This is a genomic window from Microbulbifer sp. MCCC 1A16149, assembly GCF_050368945.1.
Classification (GTDB): Bacteria; Pseudomonadota; Gammaproteobacteria; order Pseudomonadales; family Cellvibrionaceae; genus Microbulbifer.
The window spans coordinates 1,778,632-1,796,938 of sequence record NZ_CP185959.1 but is presented as its reverse complement, the minus strand read 5'-3'; the positions used below and the strand labels follow the sequence as shown (position 1 = coordinate 1,796,938).

Genomic DNA, 18,307 nt, shown 5'->3' with positions numbered 1-18,307 from the left:
AATCCGCTTTAGTTGATATCATCAACCATATGCGGAATAGGTGACATAGTCAACCAGTTGGGTGGACACTGGCGCAGGCAGCGGCACTCACCACAGGTATAATCGCCGCCATGAAAAGACTCCCGATTCACGAGGTGTTGCCGAAACTGTCGGCAACGCTCGATACCAACAGTAACGCCGTTCTTCAGGCGCCCCCGGGCGCGGGCAAGACCACCGCAGTTCCCCTCGCCCTGCTCAGCAGCCAGTGGCTGAACGATAAAAAGATCATCATGCTGGAGCCCCGCCGGCTGGCAGCCCGCTCTTCCGCCGCGCGTATGGCGGAGCTGCTGGGTGAGCCGGTGGGCGCCACTGTGGGTTACCAGATTCGCGGCGAGCGCAAGATCGGTAAGCAGACCCGAATTGTGGTGGTCACCGAGGGCATCCTGACCCGACTGCTGCAGTCAGACCCGGAGCTGAGCGATACCGCACTGGTGATTTTTGACGAATTCCACGAGCGCAGCCTGCAGGGAGATCTCTCCCTGGCGCTCTGCCTGCAGTCCCAGGAGTTCTTCCGCGAGGACCTGAAACTGCTGGTCATGTCCGCCACCCTGGACGCCGACGCGGTCTCCGGCCTGCTCGGCGATGCACCGGTAATTACCAGCGAGGGCCGCGCCTATCCGGTTGCCATCGACTACCTCCCCCACCAGCAGGTTCCCGATGACCCGCGGCAACTACCGGGACTGATGAGCCGTAAAATCTGCGAGCTGATCGAGCGGGAAGACGGCAGCCTGCTGGCATTCCTCCCCGGCGTGGGTGAAATTCGCCAGGTCGAGAGCAACCTGCGCGAGGCATTGCACGATCGCCCGGATGTGCTGATTGCGCCCCTGTACGGCGACCTCAGCAAAAATCAACAGGATGCCGCTATTGCGCCGGCACCGAGCGGCCGGCGCAAGATTGTGCTTGCCACCAACGTGGCAGAAACCAGCCTGACAATTGAAGGGATTCGCATGGTGGTGGATTCCGGCCTGATGCGCGAATCCCGCTTCGACCCCAATACGGGCATGAACCGCCTGGTGACCACGTCCATTTCACAGGCATCCGCCACGCAGCGCACGGGCCGCGCCGGGCGCCTCAGTGAGGGCATGTGCCTGCGGCTGTGGAGCGAATCCCGCCAGCGACAGCTACCGGCAAAAAACAGCCCGGAAATTCTCCTCAGTGATCTGGCTCCGGTCATGCTGGAACTGGCCCAGTGGGGCGTGAGTGAGGTCAGCGAACTGCGCTGGCTCGACCTGCCGCCACCTGGCCCCACGGCGCAGGCGCGGGTATTGCTGCAGGAGCTGGGGGCGCTGGATGAGATGCTGCGCATCACCGACCACGGCAAGGCGATGCTGGCACTCGGCACCCACCCGCGCCTCGCCCATATGATGTTGCGCAGTGTCGATCTGCAACTCCAGCACCACGCCTGCCTGCTGGCCGCCCTGCTCTCCGAGCGGAATATCTTCCGCGGCGAGCAGCGCTGGGACAGGGACATCCATAAACGCATGGAGGTACTGAACGGTTCTTCCAAAAATTACAGCGCCGATCGCGGGGCCGTGCAACGCATACGCCAGCAGGCAAAAGCCTGGCAGGCGCAGTTATCCGCTAATCCACGGACCAGCCAACAAGCCAGCACGCCCCACCCGTTGGAGGCGACCGGTATTCTGCTCGGCTTCGCCTACCCGGACCGTATCGCGATCAACCGTCGCGATCGCGAGCGACGCTTCCTGCTGTCCAACGGTCGCGGCGCGCACTTCTCGCACGACGACGAACTGGCCCTGCAGGATTTTCTCGTTATCGCCGATCTGGACGGCCAGGGGCGCGATGCGCGGGTTCAACTGGCGGCGCGCATCAGCAAACCGGCGCTGTATGAATATTTCGATGACCTGATCACAAGCCGGGAATCCGTGCGCTGGGACGATAGCGGCGGCCGCGCCGTCGCCAGTGTGCAAACCTTGCTCGGCAAGCTGGTGTTGGAAGAAAAGCCGGCAAGTGATATTTGCCCGGAACTGTTAAGCCGCGCCCTGCTCGATGCCATTCGCCAACGGGGACTGCGCACACTGCCCTGGGATAAAGAAACAGAGAACCTGCTGGAAAGGGTCCGCTTCCTGCACGCGCAGCGCGCTGCCTTTACCGACCTGCTGGAAAACACGGAACTCCCGGACTGGAGTGAAGAGCAGCTACTCGATTCCCTCGAACACTGGCTGCTACCGCATTTGGATGGCCTGAACAAAATGGATCAACTGAGGCAACTGGACCTGAAGAATATTCTCCTCGCACAGCTCGACTGGCCAACCCAGCAGCGTCTGGAGCAAATTGCACCCACCCATATTCAGGTACCCAGTGGCTCCCGTATCGCCATCCAGTACGGAGAGACACCACCGGTGCTTGCGGTGCGGTTACAGGAAATGTTTGGCCTTGGGGAAACGCCCGCGATCCTGAACGACCGCTATCCACTGATGATTCACCTGCTGTCTCCGGCACAGAGGCCGGTGCAGGTCACCCGCGATCTTTCCAGCTTCTGGAAAAACACGTATCAGGAAGTAAAAAAGGAACTGCGGATCAAATATCAGAAACATTTCTGGCCCGATGATCCGTTAACCGCCCAGGCCACCAGTAAAACCAAGAAGCGCATGGACAATCGCTAACCCGCAGTAACTGGCACGAAGGAGCCAGGTCGTTCGCGCGGCGATCAACCTGTCACCATCGTGCCACGTCCTGATTCCCCGACAATCTACACGCACTTTCGCGCACATCGCCCCGCCAGAAGACAGCGATGTCATCTGGCGGGAAAAGCAGGCGCCAATTTTCCATTTTCCCCCGTGCCACTTTGAAATCCGCGCAGTTCTGGGACGCCACCCCGCCATTTTCCCCCGATATTTCCGGGTCCCGGATTCGTTTAGCAATGAAGAATACGGGTTCACCCACCTCACAATAAAAATGAGAAGGCGAAAATGAACATACCGAATTACTCAGACCATCGCGCAAGACTCCGCTCAATATTCGCGGGACTTTGTGCAACCTTTATGGTTGCCGGAGCCAATGCGGCCACATTCCAGGCGGAAGACTACAGCGCCTTTTACGACACCACACCGGGCAATACCGGTGGCGCCTACCGCGCCGACGACGTCGATATCGAAGTCACTACAGATACCGGCGGCGGCCACAATGTGGGCTGGGTCGCTGCCGGTGAATGGCTTGCTTACAACAACCTGAATATTCCCACCAGCGGCGAATACACCATCCGCTTTCGCGTTGCCAGTGCCACCGGTGGCACCCTGTCCAATGACCTGAACGGCGGTGCCATCGTGCTTGGCGAACTCAATGTGCCAAACACCGGCGGCTGGCAAAACTGGCAAACTATTTCCCATCGCGTGCATATCAATGCCGGCACCTACAACCTGGGTGTTTTCGCGGTGACCGGCGACTGGAACCTCAACTGGATCGAGGTGGTCGCAGATAACCCGGCCAGTGGCGTCGCCACCATTTACCAGCACTGTAATTTCGACGGCTGGTCCACAAGGCTCGGCGTGGGCAGCTACAACCTGGCAAGCCTGCAGGCGCTGGGCTTCGTGAACGACGATGCGTCATCCATCCGCGTGTCATCCGGTTACCAGGCAACACTTTACGAGAACGATAATTTCACCGGGGCTTCGGTCACGGTTACCGCTGACGATGGCTGTCTCAACAATGAAGGCTTCAATGACAACATTACTTCGATCGTGGTGAGCCCAGCGGCGAACAACGGACTTGTGTGGGGGGATGAATTCGACTCGATCAACAGTGCCAACTGGACATTCGAGACCGGCGGCGGAGGCTGGGGCAACAGTGAACTCCAGTACTACACCGCAGGCCAGAACGCTTCTATCCAATACGATGCGCAGGCCGGCAGCAATGTACTGGTGATCGAGGCGCGTAACGAAGGCGGATACAACTGCTGGTACGGTGCCTGCCAGTACACCTCAACCCGCATGATCACCGCCGGGAAAAAGGAGTTTCAATACGGACGTATCGAAGCGCGGATAAAGCTGCCCCAAACCCAGGGAATCTGGCCCGCATTCTGGATGCTCGGCGGAAATATTCTGACAGGCACCCCGTGGCCCAATTCCGGCGAGATCGACATCATGGAACACGTGGGGTTTGAACCGACCCTGACCCACGGCGCACTGCACGGGCCCGGCTATTCAGGCAACACACCGATCATGGGCACCTACAACGTCGGCCAAAATGTGGATGCGGGCTATCACGTGTACGCCGTCGAATGGAACAGCAATGGGATCAGCTGGTACGTGGACGGAAACAACTTCTACAACGTTTCCCGCGCACAGGTGGAGCAGTACGGCCCCTGGGCATACGACCACCCCTTCTTCATCCTGCTGAACGTCGCCGTGGGTGGCAGCTGGCCGGGTAGCCCGGATGGCAGCAGTGTATTCCCGCAACGAATGTATGTCGACTACGTGCGGGTCTACCAGTAACCGGTTAACAGCGGACCTGACATTTTCAGGGCCAAAAAAAACCGCGGCATGCCGCGGTTTTTTTATTCATCAAGTCCGGATGGAACTCAATAATAAGCTTGGGACTTGTCCGTGTGGTCGGTGATGTCTTTCACCCCGGCCAGCTCCGGAATTTTCTCTTTGAGGGTTTTCTCTACGCCCTCTTTCAGTGTCATGTCCACCATGCCACAACCCTGGCAGCCACCGCCAAATTTCAGTACGGCGTAATGGTCTTCGGTGACCTCCACCAGGCTTACCTGTCCACCGTGGGAGGCAAGCCCCGGGTTTACGTCGCTGTAAAGGACATAGTTGATGCGGTCTTCGATGGGGCTATCATCGGTGACTTTGGGCATGCGGGAGTTGGGGGCACGAATGGTGAGCTGGCCACCCATTTTGTCTGACGCGTAGTCGACTCGCGCTTCGTCCAGATACGGTATGCTGCGGCCTTCAAAGTAGGCTTTGAAGCCATTCAGCTGCATTTCCAGATCACCCTCTTTCTCTTCACCGGGGCGGCTGTAGGCAATACAGGTCTCCGCATTCGGGGTGCCCGGGTTAGACACGAACATACGGATGGCGATGCCTTCGCAGTCCTGCTTGGCCAGCAGGTCGCGCAGGTATTCCTGAGCGGAATCAGTGATGGTGACGTTCAATTCTGACGGTTGTTCTGACATAAACCTTCTCAATTAACCGGTTTTGCGCAACCGGGCTTCAAATAACCGAGCTGACGGGTCGGGTATTTTACGCCCAACCGCGCTCAAGTTAAACCGGCGTCATGCCAACGCCCCCAGCAGTGCCCTGGCGGTGGCCTCAGACGAGGCGGGATTCTGGCCAGTAATCAGCAATCCGTCGGTACAGACGTGGCTCTGCCAGTCATCCCCTTTCGAGTAGTCTGCGCCGCGCTCTTTCAGCATATCCTCGACCAGGAACGGCACGATATCCGTAAGGCCCACACCTTCCTCTTCGCTATTGGTGAATCCGGTTACGCGGCGCCCTTTCACCAGGGGCTCACCGCTTTCATCCACCGTATGGCGGAAGACCGCCGGCGCGTGGCACACCGCACCCACAGGCTTTTCTGCCCGATAGAAGCCCTGAATGATGGCGATGGAACGCTGGTCTTCCGCCAGATCCCACAGCGGGCCGTGGCCGCCGGGGTAGAAGACCGCATCAAACCAGTCGGTATCTACATCATCCAGGGTCTTGGTATTGGCCAGGGCTTCTTGTGCCAGGGGATCACTCCGGAAACGCCGGGTGGCGGCCGTCTGCGCGTCATCCGCATCACTTTTGGGGTCCAGCGGCGGCTGGCCACCCTTGGGAGACGCCAGGGTCACTTCTGCTCCCGCATCCACGAAGACGTAGTAAGGGGCGGCGAACTCCTCCAGCCAGAAACCGGTCTTCTCCCCGGTATCCCCCAGTTCGTCGTGCGATGTCAGTATCATCAGTATTTTCATTGGACCTCCCGCCCATTGGTTTTCGGGTTTCAATAACTCTAGGCTCACAGGTGGTGATCCGTAAGCGGAAATTCCACCCCCCTTCCCCCTGTGTGTGTAGATCATTTGGTTACATGTATATGCGCAGACGATCTTCCCGGCGCGCCCGTCTAATATGCCCAAGGCCTGCTGTGGCGCCGCTTTGTGCTAAGATTGCCGCCCTTTTTTGAACACCCGATACTATTCAGTCGGTAGTCAGTCGGTAATCAGTCGGTAACAAGGAAATGACCATGTCGGAGAATCGGTCTCAGCAGTCCCGTGACCAACGTCTGCAACAGCTTCACAGTGCCCTCGCGGAGCGCATCCTGATACTGGATGGTGCCATGGGCACCATGATTCAGCGGGAGAAGCTGGAAGAAGCGGACTACCGCGGTGAACGGTTTGCCGATTACCCTTCCGACATCAAGGGCAACAATGACCTGCTGGTCCTGACCCAGCCGGACCTTATCGAGCGCCTGCACAAGGAATACCTCGAGGCCGGTGCCGATATCATCGAAACCAACACCTTCAACTCTACGCGCCTGTCCCAGTCCGACTACGACATGGAAGATCTGGTGCCAGAGCTGAACCGGGTAGCCGCTGAGGTAGCGCGCCGCGCGGCGGATGCGCTGTCGACACCGGATAAGCCGCGTTTTGTCGCCGGCGTACTTGGCCCGACTTCGCGCACTGCCAGTATTTCCCCGGATGTAAACGACCCGGGCGCACGCAACGTCACATTTGACGAGCTGGTAGACAACTATGTCGAGGCCGCGGAACATCTCATCGACGGCGGTTCCGACCTGATCCTGATCGAAACCATCTTCGATACCCTGAACGCCAAGGCCGCCATTTACGCGCTGAAGAAAGTCTTCCAACAGCGCGGCTACGAGCTGCCGATCATGATCTCGGGCACCATCACCGATGCTTCCGGCCGCACCCTGTCCGGGCAGACCACCGAAGCCTTTTACTACTCGGTGGCCCACGCCAACCCACTGTCTGTTGGCCTCAACTGCGCCCTCGGCGCCACCGAGCTGCGCCCCTATGTAGAAGCGCTGTCGGGCGTCTGTGCGGAGCACGTCTCTGCCCACCCCAATGCCGGTCTGCCCAACGAATTCGGTGAATACGACGAGACCCCGGAAGAAACCGCGGCGATCGTGGCGGAATTTGCCCAGAGCGGATTCCTTAACATCCTCGGCGGCTGCTGCGGCACCACCCCGGAACACATCCGCGCGATTGCCGACGCGGTTGCCGATATCAAGCCGCGCAAACTGCCACAGCTGAAACCGGCGCTGCGCCTGTCAGGCCTCGAACCCTATGTGGTGGATGAAAACGCTCTGTTCGTGAATGTGGGCGAGCGCTGTAACGTTACCGGTTCAGCGCGCTTCAAGCGCCTGATCATGGAAGAGGATTACGATACCGCCCTGCAGGTAGCGGCCGCCCAGGTAGAAGACGGGGCCCAGGTAATCGACTTCAACATGGATGAAGCGATGCTGGACTCCGTCGCCGCCATGCGCCGCTTCCTGAACCTGTGCGCCACCGAGCCGGACATTTCCAAAGTGCCGTTCATGGTGGACTCTTCCAAATGGGAAGTGATCGAGGCGGGCCTGCAGTGCATCCAGAGCAAGCCCATCGTCAACTCCATCAGCCTCAAGGAAGGCGAGGAAGACTTCGTCGACAAGGCGCGCTCGTGCCTGATGTACGGTGCGGCGGTGGTGGTCATGGCCTTTGACGAGAAAGGCCAGGCGGACACTTTCGAGCGCAAAACAGAAATCTGTAAACGCAGTTACGACATCCTCGTGGACAAGGTCGGGTTCAACCCGTCCGATATCATTTTCGACCCGAATATTTTCGCGGTTGCCACCGGTATCGAAGAACACAACAACTACGCAGTTGACTTTATCGAGGCCACCGCCTGGATTCGCCAGAACCTGCCCGGTGCGAATGTATCCGGCGGTGTTTCCAATGTGTCCTTCTCGTTCCGCGGCAACAACCCGGTGCGCGAGGCAATCCACTCGGTATTCCTGTATCACGCGATCAAGGCCGGCCTCAACATGGGCATCGTTAACGCTGGCCAGCTGGCGGTCTACGACGACCTGCCGGAAGAGCTGCGTGAAAAAGTAGAGGACGTCATCCTCAACCGCAGTGACGAGGCCACCGAGGCACTGCTGGATATTGCCGAGAAATACCGCGGCGACGGCACGGCGACAGAACGCAAGGAAGACCTCGCCTGGCGCCAGCTGCCGGTGAACGAACGCCTCGCCCACTCCCTGGTAAAAGGCATCAACAATTTTATCGAGGAAGACACCGAAGCCGCTCGCCAGCAGGCCACCCGTCCGCTGGACGTGATCGAAGGCCCACTGATGGACGGCATGAACATCGTTGGCGACCTGTTCGGCGAGGGCAAGATGTTCCTGCCCCAGGTGGTGAAATCCGCGCGGGTGATGAAACAGGCGGTGGCCTACCTGCAGCCTTATATCGAGGAAGAAAAAACAGTCGACAGCAAGCCCAACGGTCGCATCCTGATGGCGACGGTCAAGGGCGACGTACACGATATCGGCAAAAATATCGTCGGCGTGGTGCTGGCCTGTAACAACTTCGAGGTGATCGACCTGGGTGTGATGGTGCCTGCGGAAACCATCCTGCAAACCGCCAGGGAAAAGAACTGCGACATCATCGGCCTGTCCGGCCTGATCACTCCGTCCCTGGATGAAATGGTGCACGTCGCTGCGGAAATGGAGCGTCAGGGTTTCGATATCCCGCTGATGATCGGTGGTGCCACCACTTCCAAGGCGCACACGGCGGTGAAAATCGATCCGCAATTCAACCGCAACCAGACCGTTTACGTTGCAGACGCGTCCCGCGCCGTGGGTGTGGCCAGCAACCTGTTGTCTGACGAGCTGCGTCCGGCATTCGTCAAAGGCATTCAGGAAGAGTACGACAAGGTGCGCGAGCGCACTGCCAACCGCAAACGCACTGACCCGCGCCTCACCTACAAGAATGCCCTGCAGGCGGGACCGCAATTCGACTGGGATAGCTTCAACCCCAAGGTACCGAACAATCCTGGCCTCACCGTGCTGGATGACTTTCCACTGGAAAAACTGGTCGACACCATCGACTGGACCCCGTTCTTCATTTCCTGGGATCTGGCCGGCAAGTATCCGGCCATCCTGAACGATAAAGTGGTCGGTGAAGCAGCCACGGATCTGTTCAAAAATGCCCAGACCATGCTCGCCGACATCATCGACAACAAGCGCCTTACCGCGCGCGCGGTGTTTGGCCTGTGGCCGGCAAATGCCGACGGTGACGACATTATCGTCTACACCGACGAGAGCCGTAGCGAAGAACTCGCGCGCCTGCACCAGATGCGCCAACAAGTACAGAAGCGCGGTGGCGATGGCCTGTGTCGCTCCCTGGCCGATTTTATCGCCCCGGTGGACTCAGGCGTGGCCGACTATATCGGTGGCTTTGCCGTAACCACCGGGATCGGCGCCGACGAACTGGCCGCGGAGTACGAGGCCAAGCACGACGATTACAGTGCGATCATGGTCAAGGCGCTCGCCGACCGCCTCGCGGAATCGTTCGCCGAATACCTGCACCGCGAGGTGCGTCGCGAATACTGGGGATACCAGCCGGCGGAAACCCTCAGCAACGAAGAGCTGATCAAGGAAGCCTACTCCGGCATCCGCCCGGCCCCGGGATACCCGGCCTGCCCGGATCACACCGAGAAGGCCACCCTGTTCAAGCTGCTGAACGCTGAAGAAAATGCGGGAATCGAGCTGACCTCCAGTTTTGCCATGATGCCGGCGGCCGCAGTAAGCGGCTGGTACTTTGCCCACCCGGAATCCAAGTACTTCAATGTGGGCAAGATCAGCCGCGATCAGCTGGAGAGCCTTGCGGAGCGTAAAGGTATGACCGCAGAGGAACTGGAACGCTGGTTGCGCCCGAACCTGGAGGATTGATAGCGACGTATCCCAACAGGCAAGAGCCAACCTTGCAGGCGAACCGGTATTCAGGTTCACTTCGATTGTGAAGTTCGCCTGCAAGACAGGCTCCTACTAATGGGGATTCGGAATGGACGAACAGAAAAAACAGAAACCGTCTTTCGGCCAGGTAGTGCTCAGCACTCTGGCCGCCGCGATCGGCGTACAGTCGAACAAGAATCGGGAAAGGGATTTTAAAGGCGGCAGCATCAAGACGTACGTGGCCGCAGGGCTGATTTTCACCGCCCTTTTTGTGATCACGCTAGTCCTGGTGGTCAAGACCGTATTGAGCAATATGGGCTAGCGCCCAGATTCCATAGGGACCCGGGAGCGAGCTTTTGATCCGCTTTTGATGAAAAGCGGATCATCAGGACCTACCCTACGCACTCCAGCCTGTTACAGACAGAGCCCGCAGGCTTTATTCAGCCCTGTGAGGCAACCCAGAAAATACAGGTGGCGACGAAAATTGCCACCAGAGCAACCGCCGCAATCGCGTCTACTGCATTATCGCTATCGTCTGATACAACTACTACTTCTCGTGCTACTTGATCGTTCATCGGAATACTCCGTCACTCAAGAAATCATTATTGTTTTAAAGGTAGCAGCACCGCTAAAAAAACGCGGTTTCTCAAGTAGATCAAATCCCCGCAGGGGGCGCAATAGCACAGCAAATCGCCAGTTCTCAGTCTGCCTCGCTCTTATAACCGTCGGTTACTAAGGTAGCGAAAAAAATTGTTATTTTTTGTATAAGGCGGCTGGTATGTTATGCGCCACTCAGGGTATCAGGTAGGGTCCAGAGTACCCTTCAAACGCCCCGTAGCGGCGTAAAAAAGCAATGGAATCAAGCTCTTATGTATCGATACGACGAACAGGACCGCAAACTGGTTCGGGAACGGGTGGCCCAGTTTCGGGGTCAGACCGAACGCTATCTCGCCGGTGAGCTGAAAGAAGAAGAATTTTTGCCCCTGCGCCTACAGAACGGCCTGTATGTGCAGCGGTTGGCACCGATGCTGCGTATCGCTGTGCCCTACGGCCTGATGAATAGCGCGCAAGTGCGCCGCCTGGCCCATATCACCCGCAAGTACGACAAGGGCTATGCCCACTTCACCACCCGCCAGAACGTACAGCTGAACTGGCCAAACCTGGAAGATGTGCCGGACATTCTGGCCGAGCTCGCTGAAGTGGAGATGCACGCCGTACAGACCAGCGGTAACTGTATCCGCAATACCACCACCGACCAGTTTGCCGGCGTCGCCCGGGACGAACTGATCGACCCGCGTCCCTACTGCGAACTGATCCGTCAGTGGTCTACCTTCCACCCGGAATTCGCCTTCCTGCCGCGCAAGTTCAAGATCGCCGTGTGCGGTGCAGAGCAAGACCGCGCAGCCATTCGCGCCCACGATATCGGCGTGCAGATCGTAAAGAATGACCAGGGCGAGACCGGCTTCCAGATTCTGGTGGGCGGTGGCCTGGGCCGCACCCCGATTCTCGGCGTCGCGATCCGTGACTTCCTGCCGGAGACGCACCTGCTCTCCTACCTGGAAGCCATCGTGCGCGTCTACAACCAGCTGGGCCGCCGCGACAACAAGTTCAAGGCGCGCATCAAGATTCTGGTGAAAGCACTGGGTCCTGAAGAGTTTGCCCGCCGCGTGGAAGCGGAATGGGAACAGATTAAAGATGGCGCCGACCAACTTACACCGGAAGCGATCAGCTGGGCCCAGCGTTTCTTCCCGGAGCCCGCCTACAAAACTATCGACAGCGGGCACAGCGAAGCCGTGCTGCGCGACCAGGCCGGCGAAGATAAGGCTTTTGCCCGCTGGCTCGAGCGCAACACTTTCCCGCACCGGGTGCCCGGCTATCAGGCGGTCACCCTCAGCACCAAACCCACCGGTATTCCGCCCGGCGACGTGACTGACCGCCAACTTGAGGCAATTGCCGACCTGGCAGACCAGTACAGCTTCGGTGAAGTGCGGGTTACCCACGAGCAGAACGTGGTTCTGGCCGACGTAGAGCAGGAAAAGCTGTTCGAACTCTGGCAGGCGGCGCGCAAGCAGGGCTTTGCCACGCCGAATATCGGCACACTGACCGATATGATCTGCTGCCCCGGTGGTGATTACTGCTCCCTGGCCAATGCAAAATCCATCCCGGTTGCGGAGGCAATCCAGCGCAAGTTTGACGACCTGGATTACCTGTACGACCTGGGCGACCTGGACCTGAACATCTCCGGCTGCATGAACGCCTGTGGCCACCACCACATCGGTCATATCGGCATTCTTGGCGTGGACAAAAAAGGCGAGGAGTTCTATCAGGTACAGCTAGGCGGCAGCTCGAACGAAAAAGCCAGTCTCGGCAAGGTACTGGGCCCGAGCTTCTCCCGCGAGGAAATGCCGGAGACCATTGGCAAAATCCTCGATGTATTCGCGGAAAACCGCCAGCCCGAAGAACTGTTTATCGATACCTACAACCGCATCGGGCTTCAGCCTTTCAAGGAGCGAGTATATGCCAAAGCCAGCTAAGCCCTCTGTAAAGAAGCCGGTGGGCGTGCAACCGGAGAACCCGGCGCAACTGATTCTGGACGGCGCCGTTGCAAACAACGAATGGAACCTGTTGCCCCTGGGTGACGAAGTGGAAATAACAGCCGACAGCCTGGCTCCGGGCAAGGTTATTCTGCCGCTCAGTGTATGGCTGGAATTGCGTGAAGACCTGCAGGAACGCAAGGAAGAGATCGGCGTGTGGCTGGACAGCGATGAAACTGCAGACCTGGTCGGCGAATATGCCGCAGAGCTGCCGCTGATCGCCGCACACTTTCCCGCATTTACCGACGGCCGCGGATTTACCGTGGGTCGCCTGTTGCGTGAACGCTATAGCTTTACCGGTGAGATTCGCGCGGTGGGCAACTTTATCCGCGACCAGCTGACCTACCTGACCCGCTGCGGCTTTAACGCCTTTGCCTACCAGGGCGATCAACCGCTGGAAGGTCTGCTGGAATCCCTGGGCGACTTCACCGACAGCTACCAGGCTGCCGTGGACCAGCCACTGCCGATCTTCCGTCGTCGCGCGCTGGCCTGAGCCATACCGCCAACGGATACGATCAATGCCCGGCAGGCTCCCTGCCGGGCATTTTTTGTTTGTGGGCCGCAGCTGCCATCACATCCGCCATCTGCTGCAACCCTTCCCTCCCCTGAATCACGTCCCCGCTCATGGGAATTTGAATTTGCGGCAATGCGGACAGCTGCTCCGCGACCTGCGAAAGCACCGCACCCTGCTGTCGATAGACACCTCGCAAGAACGGCACCTGCTCGGCCTCTGCGGGCAGAATACGATTGAGCACCAGCCCGGCGACCGGCACTTGATGGCTATTCAGCGCCGCTACTGCCCTGCGGGTTTCCTGCAGGGGCAAGAGCTCCGGGGTCATGACGAAGAGAAAGCCGGTAAGCTCCGAATCCTTCAACACGGTCGCGGCGTCGTGAAAGCGGGCCTGTCGCTCAAGCAGGGGCGCCAGGACAGCGGGTGCCGCATCACTATTTCCTGGTTTTGCGTCATCTGTAGCGGGCTCAAGGCGAGACAAAATATCCCGGAATCGTCCCGCGTGCTGTTTCTGTTGCAGCAGGCCCGTGGCCCAGGTATTCATCACCCCCGGCAGGGACATCAAGCGCAAGGTATGTCCGGTGGGCGCGGTATCGAAGACAATCAGGTCGTAGTCTTCGCGCTGTTTTATCAAACGGGTAAGTACGTCGAGTAACGCGGCCTCTTCCGCGCCGGGCGCGTGACGGGTCAGGTGTAATTGCTTTTCCAGCGGGCCGCGCATATTGAGGGATATGTGCGGCAACATCTGTTTGCGCACGGATTCCAGGTAATCGTCCAGCACGATATCCGGATTCAGTTCCAGCACTCGCAGGGGAATGTCTCGCCACGGTAATCGCCCCTCGCCGCCCTGGCAATGACACCCAAATATGTCCGCAAGATTGTGCGCGGGATCCGTAGAAACCAGCAGGGTTTTCTGGCCGCGCTGTGCGGCCATCAACGCAAGGGTTGCTGCGACCGTGCTCTTGCCGACGCCACCCTTGCCACCGACCATCAGCAGACGTCGCGCGAAAAGCGTATCGAGATCCAGTTGCTGCGCCATTTTCTCGGCCGTTTTCTGAGCCATTAGCAACACCGCATCTCATCAAGCGGAGAGCGTTCCATTCCCATACGCTGGTGCCACTTGTGGAAGCGCTCCAGCAAAAGCGGCTGCAATTCCAGAGTATAAAGGCTCACGGGGTTCGGAATTCCGAGGGATTCGGCGTACACGAGCAGCATGAACAGGTCTTCTTCATCCCGCTCGGCGCGCGCCAGAGCACTGCGATAGGGGCCGCTGTAATAGGCTTCCAGCTGCTCACCAATCCTGCGAAAAACCAGTTTCAGGTTTCTCGGCAATACCGCCTTGTTCGATGGTTCCATCCACGCACCCTCAACTCCGTTTATCAGACTTCAGGTTGGTCCCGACGCTCTACCCGGCGTTGTCCAGGCAGCGACAGGAGAAACTACAGCTCCTCGCCCACTAGCTGTTTTTCGGTTTTGCGAAAAGCGGCAACGCACTCCAGTGTCACCAGGATCGCAGCCACCAGCACAACCAGATCCAGGCTCAGCAGGAACCAGTCTTCCTTGCGGTAGAACTCGTTCAACTGGATCAGCAACGCGGCCAGAGTCATCATCAACAGAAATACCAGTGGTACCAGCGTGATCCACACCGGCCTTTTCAACCGCACCAGCATCACCGTAATCACCAGCAAAGTGAGCCCCGCCAGCAACTGGTTGGTGGTGCCGAAAAGCGGCCAGATTAGCAGGCCGCCACTGCCATCGGCTCCGCCGGCACCGAAGGCGAGCAATACGCAACACCCCACCGCCATCAGCGTGGCGGGCAGCGGCTTGCCAAGCCAGCGGATACCGTAGATTTCACCAAACTCCTGGAAAATATAGCGCTGCAGGCGCAGGCCGGTATCCATGGTGGTGCCGGCAAACAGGGCCGCCATAACCGTCAATATGGTCCCGGATATCGCCGTATCGATGCCGACACCACGATTCAGGATGACCGCACCGCCGTCGACAAATGCCTGCACCCCACCCTGCCCGAACGCGCTGTACACCGACTGCCACTCTTCAAGACTGGCAAAGCCCGCACAGGCGGCGATGATTGCCGCCAGCGCCAGGGCGCCCTCACCCACCGAGCCAAAATATCCCACAAAGCGCGCATCGGTTTCCCGGTTCAGCTGCTTGGAAGTCGTCCCCGAGGCAACCAGTCCGTGAAAGCCCGATATCGCGCCGCAGGCAATAGTGACAAACAATAGCGGAATCAGTGGTGGCGCGCCCGCCGGCACATTGTGATTGAACATTGGCGCCACCACTTCCGGGTTGCCGATCAGCACCGCGGTATACAACAGGATCAGGCCCACAAACAGTTGCAGCCCGTTGATGTAATCGCGCGGCTGTAGCAGCACCCAAACCGGCAACAGGGATGCGATGGCGGCGTAGGCAAACAGAATCAGAATCCAGGCCGCGCTGGCGGAAAGCCCGGCCACCGTTTCCGGCAGGGAAACAGGCACGGAGGGGCCGATAAAAATCAGTCCGTAGAGCGCCGCCACACCAAACAGGGAGACCAAACCGAGATTGAATTTGAAACGGTAAATAAGTTGGCCGATCACCAGAGCAACCGCAATCGCGCCCCAAATGGGGACCACAGAACCGGGGTTTTTGATCAGCAATCCTGCGATCACCACACCGAATACCGCATTGACCATCAGCAGGACCAGGAAGATGACAATCATGAAAATACTGCGGGCGCGCTTGCCCACGACATGACCGGTCAGCGAGCCGATCGACAGACCGCGATTGCGCACGCTGGCCCAGATGGCCCCGCTATCGTGCACCCCGGCGAAAAAGACAGTACCGAATACCACCCACAAAAATGCAGGCAGCCAACCCCAGATAACGGCGATGGCGGGCCCCACAATGGGTGCCGCTCCGGCAACAGAAGTGAAGTGGTGCCCCCAGAGCACAAATTTGCTGGTGGGCACATAGTCCACCCCGTCCTCAAACTCGTGGGCCGGGGTAATGAACTCGGGATCAAAGCGATAGATACGGTCAGCAATAAACCGCGAATAGAAAAAATACCCGGCAGCCATACCCCCAAGACCGAGCACCATCAGAAGGATCGCATTCATGCCAACATTCCCTGTTATGCATTATTTCGCGGGCGCTGCGCCTTAAAGACCACGGGACAAGCCGCGCTTACAGGAGTGATACTAGCCCAGACGCGTTATACATCGCGGCATTTTGGCGCAATTCCCCCCTTCTTGGCGTGCAAGACTTCGGCTATCAGCTGCGGATTTTACACTGCATTTCTATACCGTCCGCACCCCAGGTAATTTTCGCCTCTCCCTGATGCTCCCAGATACTCTCGTTGCGACCGACATAGCGACTGCCACTGGCCGTGGGCTCGATAAATATCAGGGATTCCTCCCCTTTGTATTGCGCCATCGCGGCGGGCGGCTCCGTGGGGTAATAGGTCGCGGTCACCTCGCTGCCGTCACAGATATAAGTTACAGGCCCGCGACCGGGGAGCAGACCGTACCGCGCTTGCAACGTCGCGATCTGCCGCTTGTAGCTGTCTTCGGTACAGGCGCGCTTGTCTTGCGCTTTCCAACAGTCGTTGCGTCCTTTGATCCAGCCCCGCTGGCGCGCCTTGAAATAGCGGTCCTGCTGGGCTTTTTCCGTCTTGGCCGCCGCCGCAAACACCTCGGCCATCTGCTGATCCAGCAGCGCAAGTCCGCTGTCTTTACATATCAGCTGTTCGATGGAACTGTTGAGCTGCTGATCGCAATCGTAGGTCGGCTTGACGTCTTCTGGTGGAGGCGCATTTTCAGATCCACTGGCAACTGGCTGTAGCGGTTCTGAAGCCGGACCTTCTGAAGTCTCGCCTTTTGATGCCCCGCTTTCTGAAGTCCCGCTTTCAGAAAACTCGGTATCGGAAGCCTGCGGTGGTGCCGAGTCGCCCCTGTTGCACCCTGTCGCGGTCACCGCCGAAATCAGCGAAAGCAGGATTACTCGTCGCAAATTGAACATCCCAGGCCTCCTGAAAAAAAGAAATCAGATCACGCCGTCTCGTCTCAGCTGCGCGATATCGTCCGCGCTGAGCGACAGCATGGACTCCAGCGTTTCGTCGGTATGCGCCCCCAGTGTGGGCGGCGCGTTTTGATATTCCAGTGCAGATGCGGAAAAGCCGACGGGATTGCGCACGGTTTTCACGCTGCCCGCAGTGGGATGCTGCTGTTCAACCACCATGCCCCTCGCCTGCACTTGTGGATCGGCGAAAACCTGTTCCAGATTATTGATCGGCCCGCAGGGTACGTGGGCATCACTCAGTTTCTCCAGCCACCAGGCCGCGGGCTTTTCCTGGGTCGCCCGCTCTATGACCGGAACCAGAGTCTCCCGCGCCCCCACCCTCGCGGAATTGGTGGCATAGGCAGGGTCCTCGGCAATGCTATCGAGCCCGGCAATACTGCAAAACTTCTTGAACTGGGCATCGTTACCCACCGCAAGCATGAAATAGCCATCACTGGCGGGCACCGCCTGGTAGGGAACAATATTCGGGTGGGCGGTTCCCTGGCGCTCCGGGCTCACTCCGGAAGTGAGAAAATTCTGGGCCTGGTTGGCCAGCCAGGCGACCTGGGTATCCAGCAGAGCCAGGTCGATCTGCTGGCCCTCACCGGTTCTGTCCCGATGAATGACTGCCGCCAGCACTCCGGAAACCGCATACATACCGGTCATCAGGTCGGCCACCGCCACACCCACTTTCTGCGGGCCGGCTCCGGGCTGCCCCTCGGGCACGCCGGTCAGGCTCATCAGTCCGCCCATCCCCTGAATCATCGCATCGTAGCCCGCGCGCGCGGCGTACGGCCCGGTCTGCCCGAAGCCGGTAATGGAGCAGTAGATGATTTTCGGGTTGATCGCCTTGATCGACGGGTAGTCCAGGCCGTATTTTTTGAGCCCACCCACCTTGTAGTTTTCCAGCACTATGTCGCATTGCGCAGCGAGCTGTTTGATCAGCTCCTGCCCGCGCGGCTGGGTAATATCCACGGTGATCGATTTTTTACCGCGATTGGCACTCAGGTAATAGGCAGCCTCGCCGGTATCGTTGCCATCGGCATCCTTGAGAAAGGGAGGCCCCCAATGCCGGGTATCATCCCCTTTTCCGGGGCGCTCAACCTTGATGACTTCCGCCCCAAAGTCCGCCAGTACCTGGCTCGCCCAGGGGCCTGCGAGTATGCGGCTGAGATCCAAGACTTTTAAATGTGCGAGAGGGCCGGCCATA

The 18,307-nt window shown here is 58.8% G+C and carries 14 protein-coding genes; 6 read left to right on the top strand and 8 right to left on the bottom strand.

Going from position 1 to position 18,307, the window contains the following annotated elements:
- The first annotated feature begins 110 nt into the window (after positions 1-110).
- Entirely contained in the window at positions 111-2,663 is a 2,553-nt protein-coding gene (hrpB, locus tag ACONT6_RS07665) for an ATP-dependent helicase HrpB (protein ID WP_428821137.1), read from the top strand.
- A 378-nt stretch (positions 2,664-3,041) separates the two neighbouring features.
- The gene (locus ACONT6_RS07660) at positions 3,042-4,490 is read left to right on the top strand and encodes a family 16 glycosylhydrolase (RefSeq protein WP_428821136.1); all 1,449 of its coding nucleotides are present in this window, start codon (positions 3,042-3,044) and stop codon (positions 4,488-4,490) included.
- A gap of 86 nt (positions 4,491-4,576) precedes the next feature.
- Here ACONT6_RS07660 and nfuA read toward each other — a convergent pair whose 3' ends face one another.
- Together nfuA and ACONT6_RS07650 are read right to left on the bottom strand one after the other, a co-directional pair.
- Complete coding sequence (nfuA, locus tag ACONT6_RS07655; protein ID WP_428821135.1) at positions 4,577-5,179, bottom strand: Fe-S biogenesis protein NfuA; 603 nt, start codon at positions 5,177-5,179, stop codon at positions 4,577-4,579.
- Between the two features lie 99 nt (positions 5,180-5,278).
- A complete protein-coding gene (locus ACONT6_RS07650; protein ID WP_428821134.1) occupies positions 5,279-5,956 on the bottom strand; it encodes a type 1 glutamine amidotransferase domain-containing protein in 678 nt (225 codons plus the stop codon).
- A 269-nt stretch (positions 5,957-6,225) separates the two neighbouring features.
- On the opposite strand from ACONT6_RS07650, the gene metH reads away from it, so the two are divergent.
- Both metH and ACONT6_RS07640 read left to right on the top strand, forming a co-directional pair.
- Positions 6,226-9,933: a methionine synthase gene (gene metH, locus ACONT6_RS07645; RefSeq protein WP_428821133.1), complete on the top strand. Its 3,708-nt coding sequence runs from the start codon at positions 6,226-6,228 to the stop codon at positions 9,931-9,933.
- 112 nt (positions 9,934-10,045) lie between these two features.
- Complete coding sequence (locus tag ACONT6_RS07640; protein ID WP_428821132.1) at positions 10,046-10,258, top strand: DUF2970 domain-containing protein; 213 nt, start codon at positions 10,046-10,048, stop codon at positions 10,256-10,258.
- 118 nt (positions 10,259-10,376) lie between these two features.
- Here ACONT6_RS07640 and ACONT6_RS07635 read toward each other — a convergent pair whose 3' ends face one another.
- The gene (locus tag ACONT6_RS07635; protein ID WP_275078293.1) at positions 10,377-10,511 is read right to left on the bottom strand and encodes a hypothetical protein; all 135 of its coding nucleotides are present in this window, start codon (positions 10,509-10,511) and stop codon (positions 10,377-10,379) included.
- 294 nt (positions 10,512-10,805) lie between these two features.
- Between ACONT6_RS07635 and ACONT6_RS07630 the strand changes: the two genes are divergently transcribed.
- Complete coding sequence (locus ACONT6_RS07630; protein ID WP_078085916.1) at positions 10,806-12,470, top strand: nitrite/sulfite reductase; 1,665 nt, start codon at positions 10,806-10,808, stop codon at positions 12,468-12,470.
- Entirely contained in the window at positions 12,454-13,023 is a 570-nt protein-coding gene (locus ACONT6_RS07625; protein WP_428821131.1) for a DUF934 domain-containing protein, read from the top strand. Before ACONT6_RS07630 ends, ACONT6_RS07625 begins: the two co-directional genes overlap by 17 nt.
- A gap of 22 nt (positions 13,024-13,045) precedes the next feature.
- Here the strand turns inward: ACONT6_RS07625 and ACONT6_RS07620 are convergent, their stop codons facing one another.
- From ACONT6_RS07620 to ACONT6_RS07600, 5 genes are all read right to left on the bottom strand, one after another.
- The gene (locus tag ACONT6_RS07620; protein ID WP_428821130.1) at positions 13,046-14,104 is read right to left on the bottom strand and encodes an ArsA family ATPase; all 1,059 of its coding nucleotides are present in this window, start codon (positions 14,102-14,104) and stop codon (positions 13,046-13,048) included.
- Positions 14,104-14,397, bottom strand: a complete 294-nt coding sequence (locus ACONT6_RS07615; RefSeq protein WP_428821129.1) for a cory-CC-star protein — start codon at positions 14,395-14,397, stop codon at positions 14,104-14,106. Before ACONT6_RS07615 ends, ACONT6_RS07620 begins: the two co-directional genes overlap by 1 nt.
- 83 nt (positions 14,398-14,480) lie before the next feature.
- Complete coding sequence (locus ACONT6_RS07610; RefSeq protein ID WP_428821128.1) at positions 14,481-16,157, bottom strand: carbon starvation CstA family protein; 1,677 nt, start codon at positions 16,155-16,157, stop codon at positions 14,481-14,483.
- A gap of 154 nt (positions 16,158-16,311) precedes the next feature.
- The gene (locus ACONT6_RS07605; protein ID WP_428821127.1) at positions 16,312-17,058 is read right to left on the bottom strand and encodes an MliC family protein; all 747 of its coding nucleotides are present in this window, start codon (positions 17,056-17,058) and stop codon (positions 16,312-16,314) included.
- Positions 17,059-17,082: 24 nt separating this feature from the next.
- Positions 17,083-18,306 (bottom strand): CaiB/BaiF CoA transferase family protein, encoded by a 1,224-nt coding sequence (locus ACONT6_RS07600; protein ID WP_428821126.1) that lies wholly within the window; start codon positions 18,304-18,306, stop codon positions 17,083-17,085.
- Position 18,307 lies beyond the last annotated feature (1 nt).

Coding starts and splice junctions, on each gene's coding strand:
- ACONT6_RS07615 (WP_428821129.1), bottom strand. CDS start 14,397: ATGGAACCATCGAACAAGGCGGTATTGCCGAGAAACCTGAAACTGGTT.
- ACONT6_RS07650 (WP_428821134.1), bottom strand. CDS start 5,956: ATGAAAATACTGATGATACTGACATCGCACGACGAACTGGGGGATACC.
- ACONT6_RS07640 (WP_428821132.1), top strand. CDS start 10,046: ATGGACGAACAGAAAAAACAGAAACCGTCTTTCGGCCAGGTAGTGCTC.
- ACONT6_RS07620 (WP_428821130.1), bottom strand. CDS start 14,104: ATGGCTCAGAAAACGGCCGAGAAAATGGCGCAGCAACTGGATCTCGAT.
- ACONT6_RS07635 (WP_275078293.1), bottom strand. CDS start 10,511: ATGAACGATCAAGTAGCACGAGAAGTAGTAGTTGTATCAGACGATAGC.
- ACONT6_RS07610 (WP_428821128.1), bottom strand. CDS start 16,157: ATGAATGCGATCCTTCTGATGGTGCTCGGTCTTGGGGGTATGGCTGCC.
- metH (WP_428821133.1), top strand. CDS start 6,226: ATGTCGGAGAATCGGTCTCAGCAGTCCCGTGACCAACGTCTGCAACAG.
- ACONT6_RS07660 (WP_428821136.1), top strand. CDS start 3,042: ATGGTTGCCGGAGCCAATGCGGCCACATTCCAGGCGGAAGACTACAGC.
- ACONT6_RS07605 (WP_428821127.1), bottom strand. CDS start 17,058: ATGTTCAATTTGCGACGAGTAATCCTGCTTTCGCTGATTTCGGCGGTG.
- ACONT6_RS07600 (WP_428821126.1), bottom strand. CDS start 18,306: ATGGCCGGCCCTCTCGCACATTTAAAAGTCTTGGATCTCAGCCGCATA.
- ACONT6_RS07625 (WP_428821131.1), top strand. CDS start 12,454: ATGCCAAAGCCAGCTAAGCCCTCTGTAAAGAAGCCGGTGGGCGTGCAA.
- hrpB (WP_428821137.1), top strand. CDS start 111: ATGAAAAGACTCCCGATTCACGAGGTGTTGCCGAAACTGTCGGCAACG.
- ACONT6_RS07630 (WP_078085916.1), top strand. CDS start 10,806: ATGTATCGATACGACGAACAGGACCGCAAACTGGTTCGGGAACGGGTG.
- nfuA (WP_428821135.1), bottom strand. CDS start 5,179: ATGTCAGAACAACCGTCAGAATTGAACGTCACCATCACTGATTCCGCT.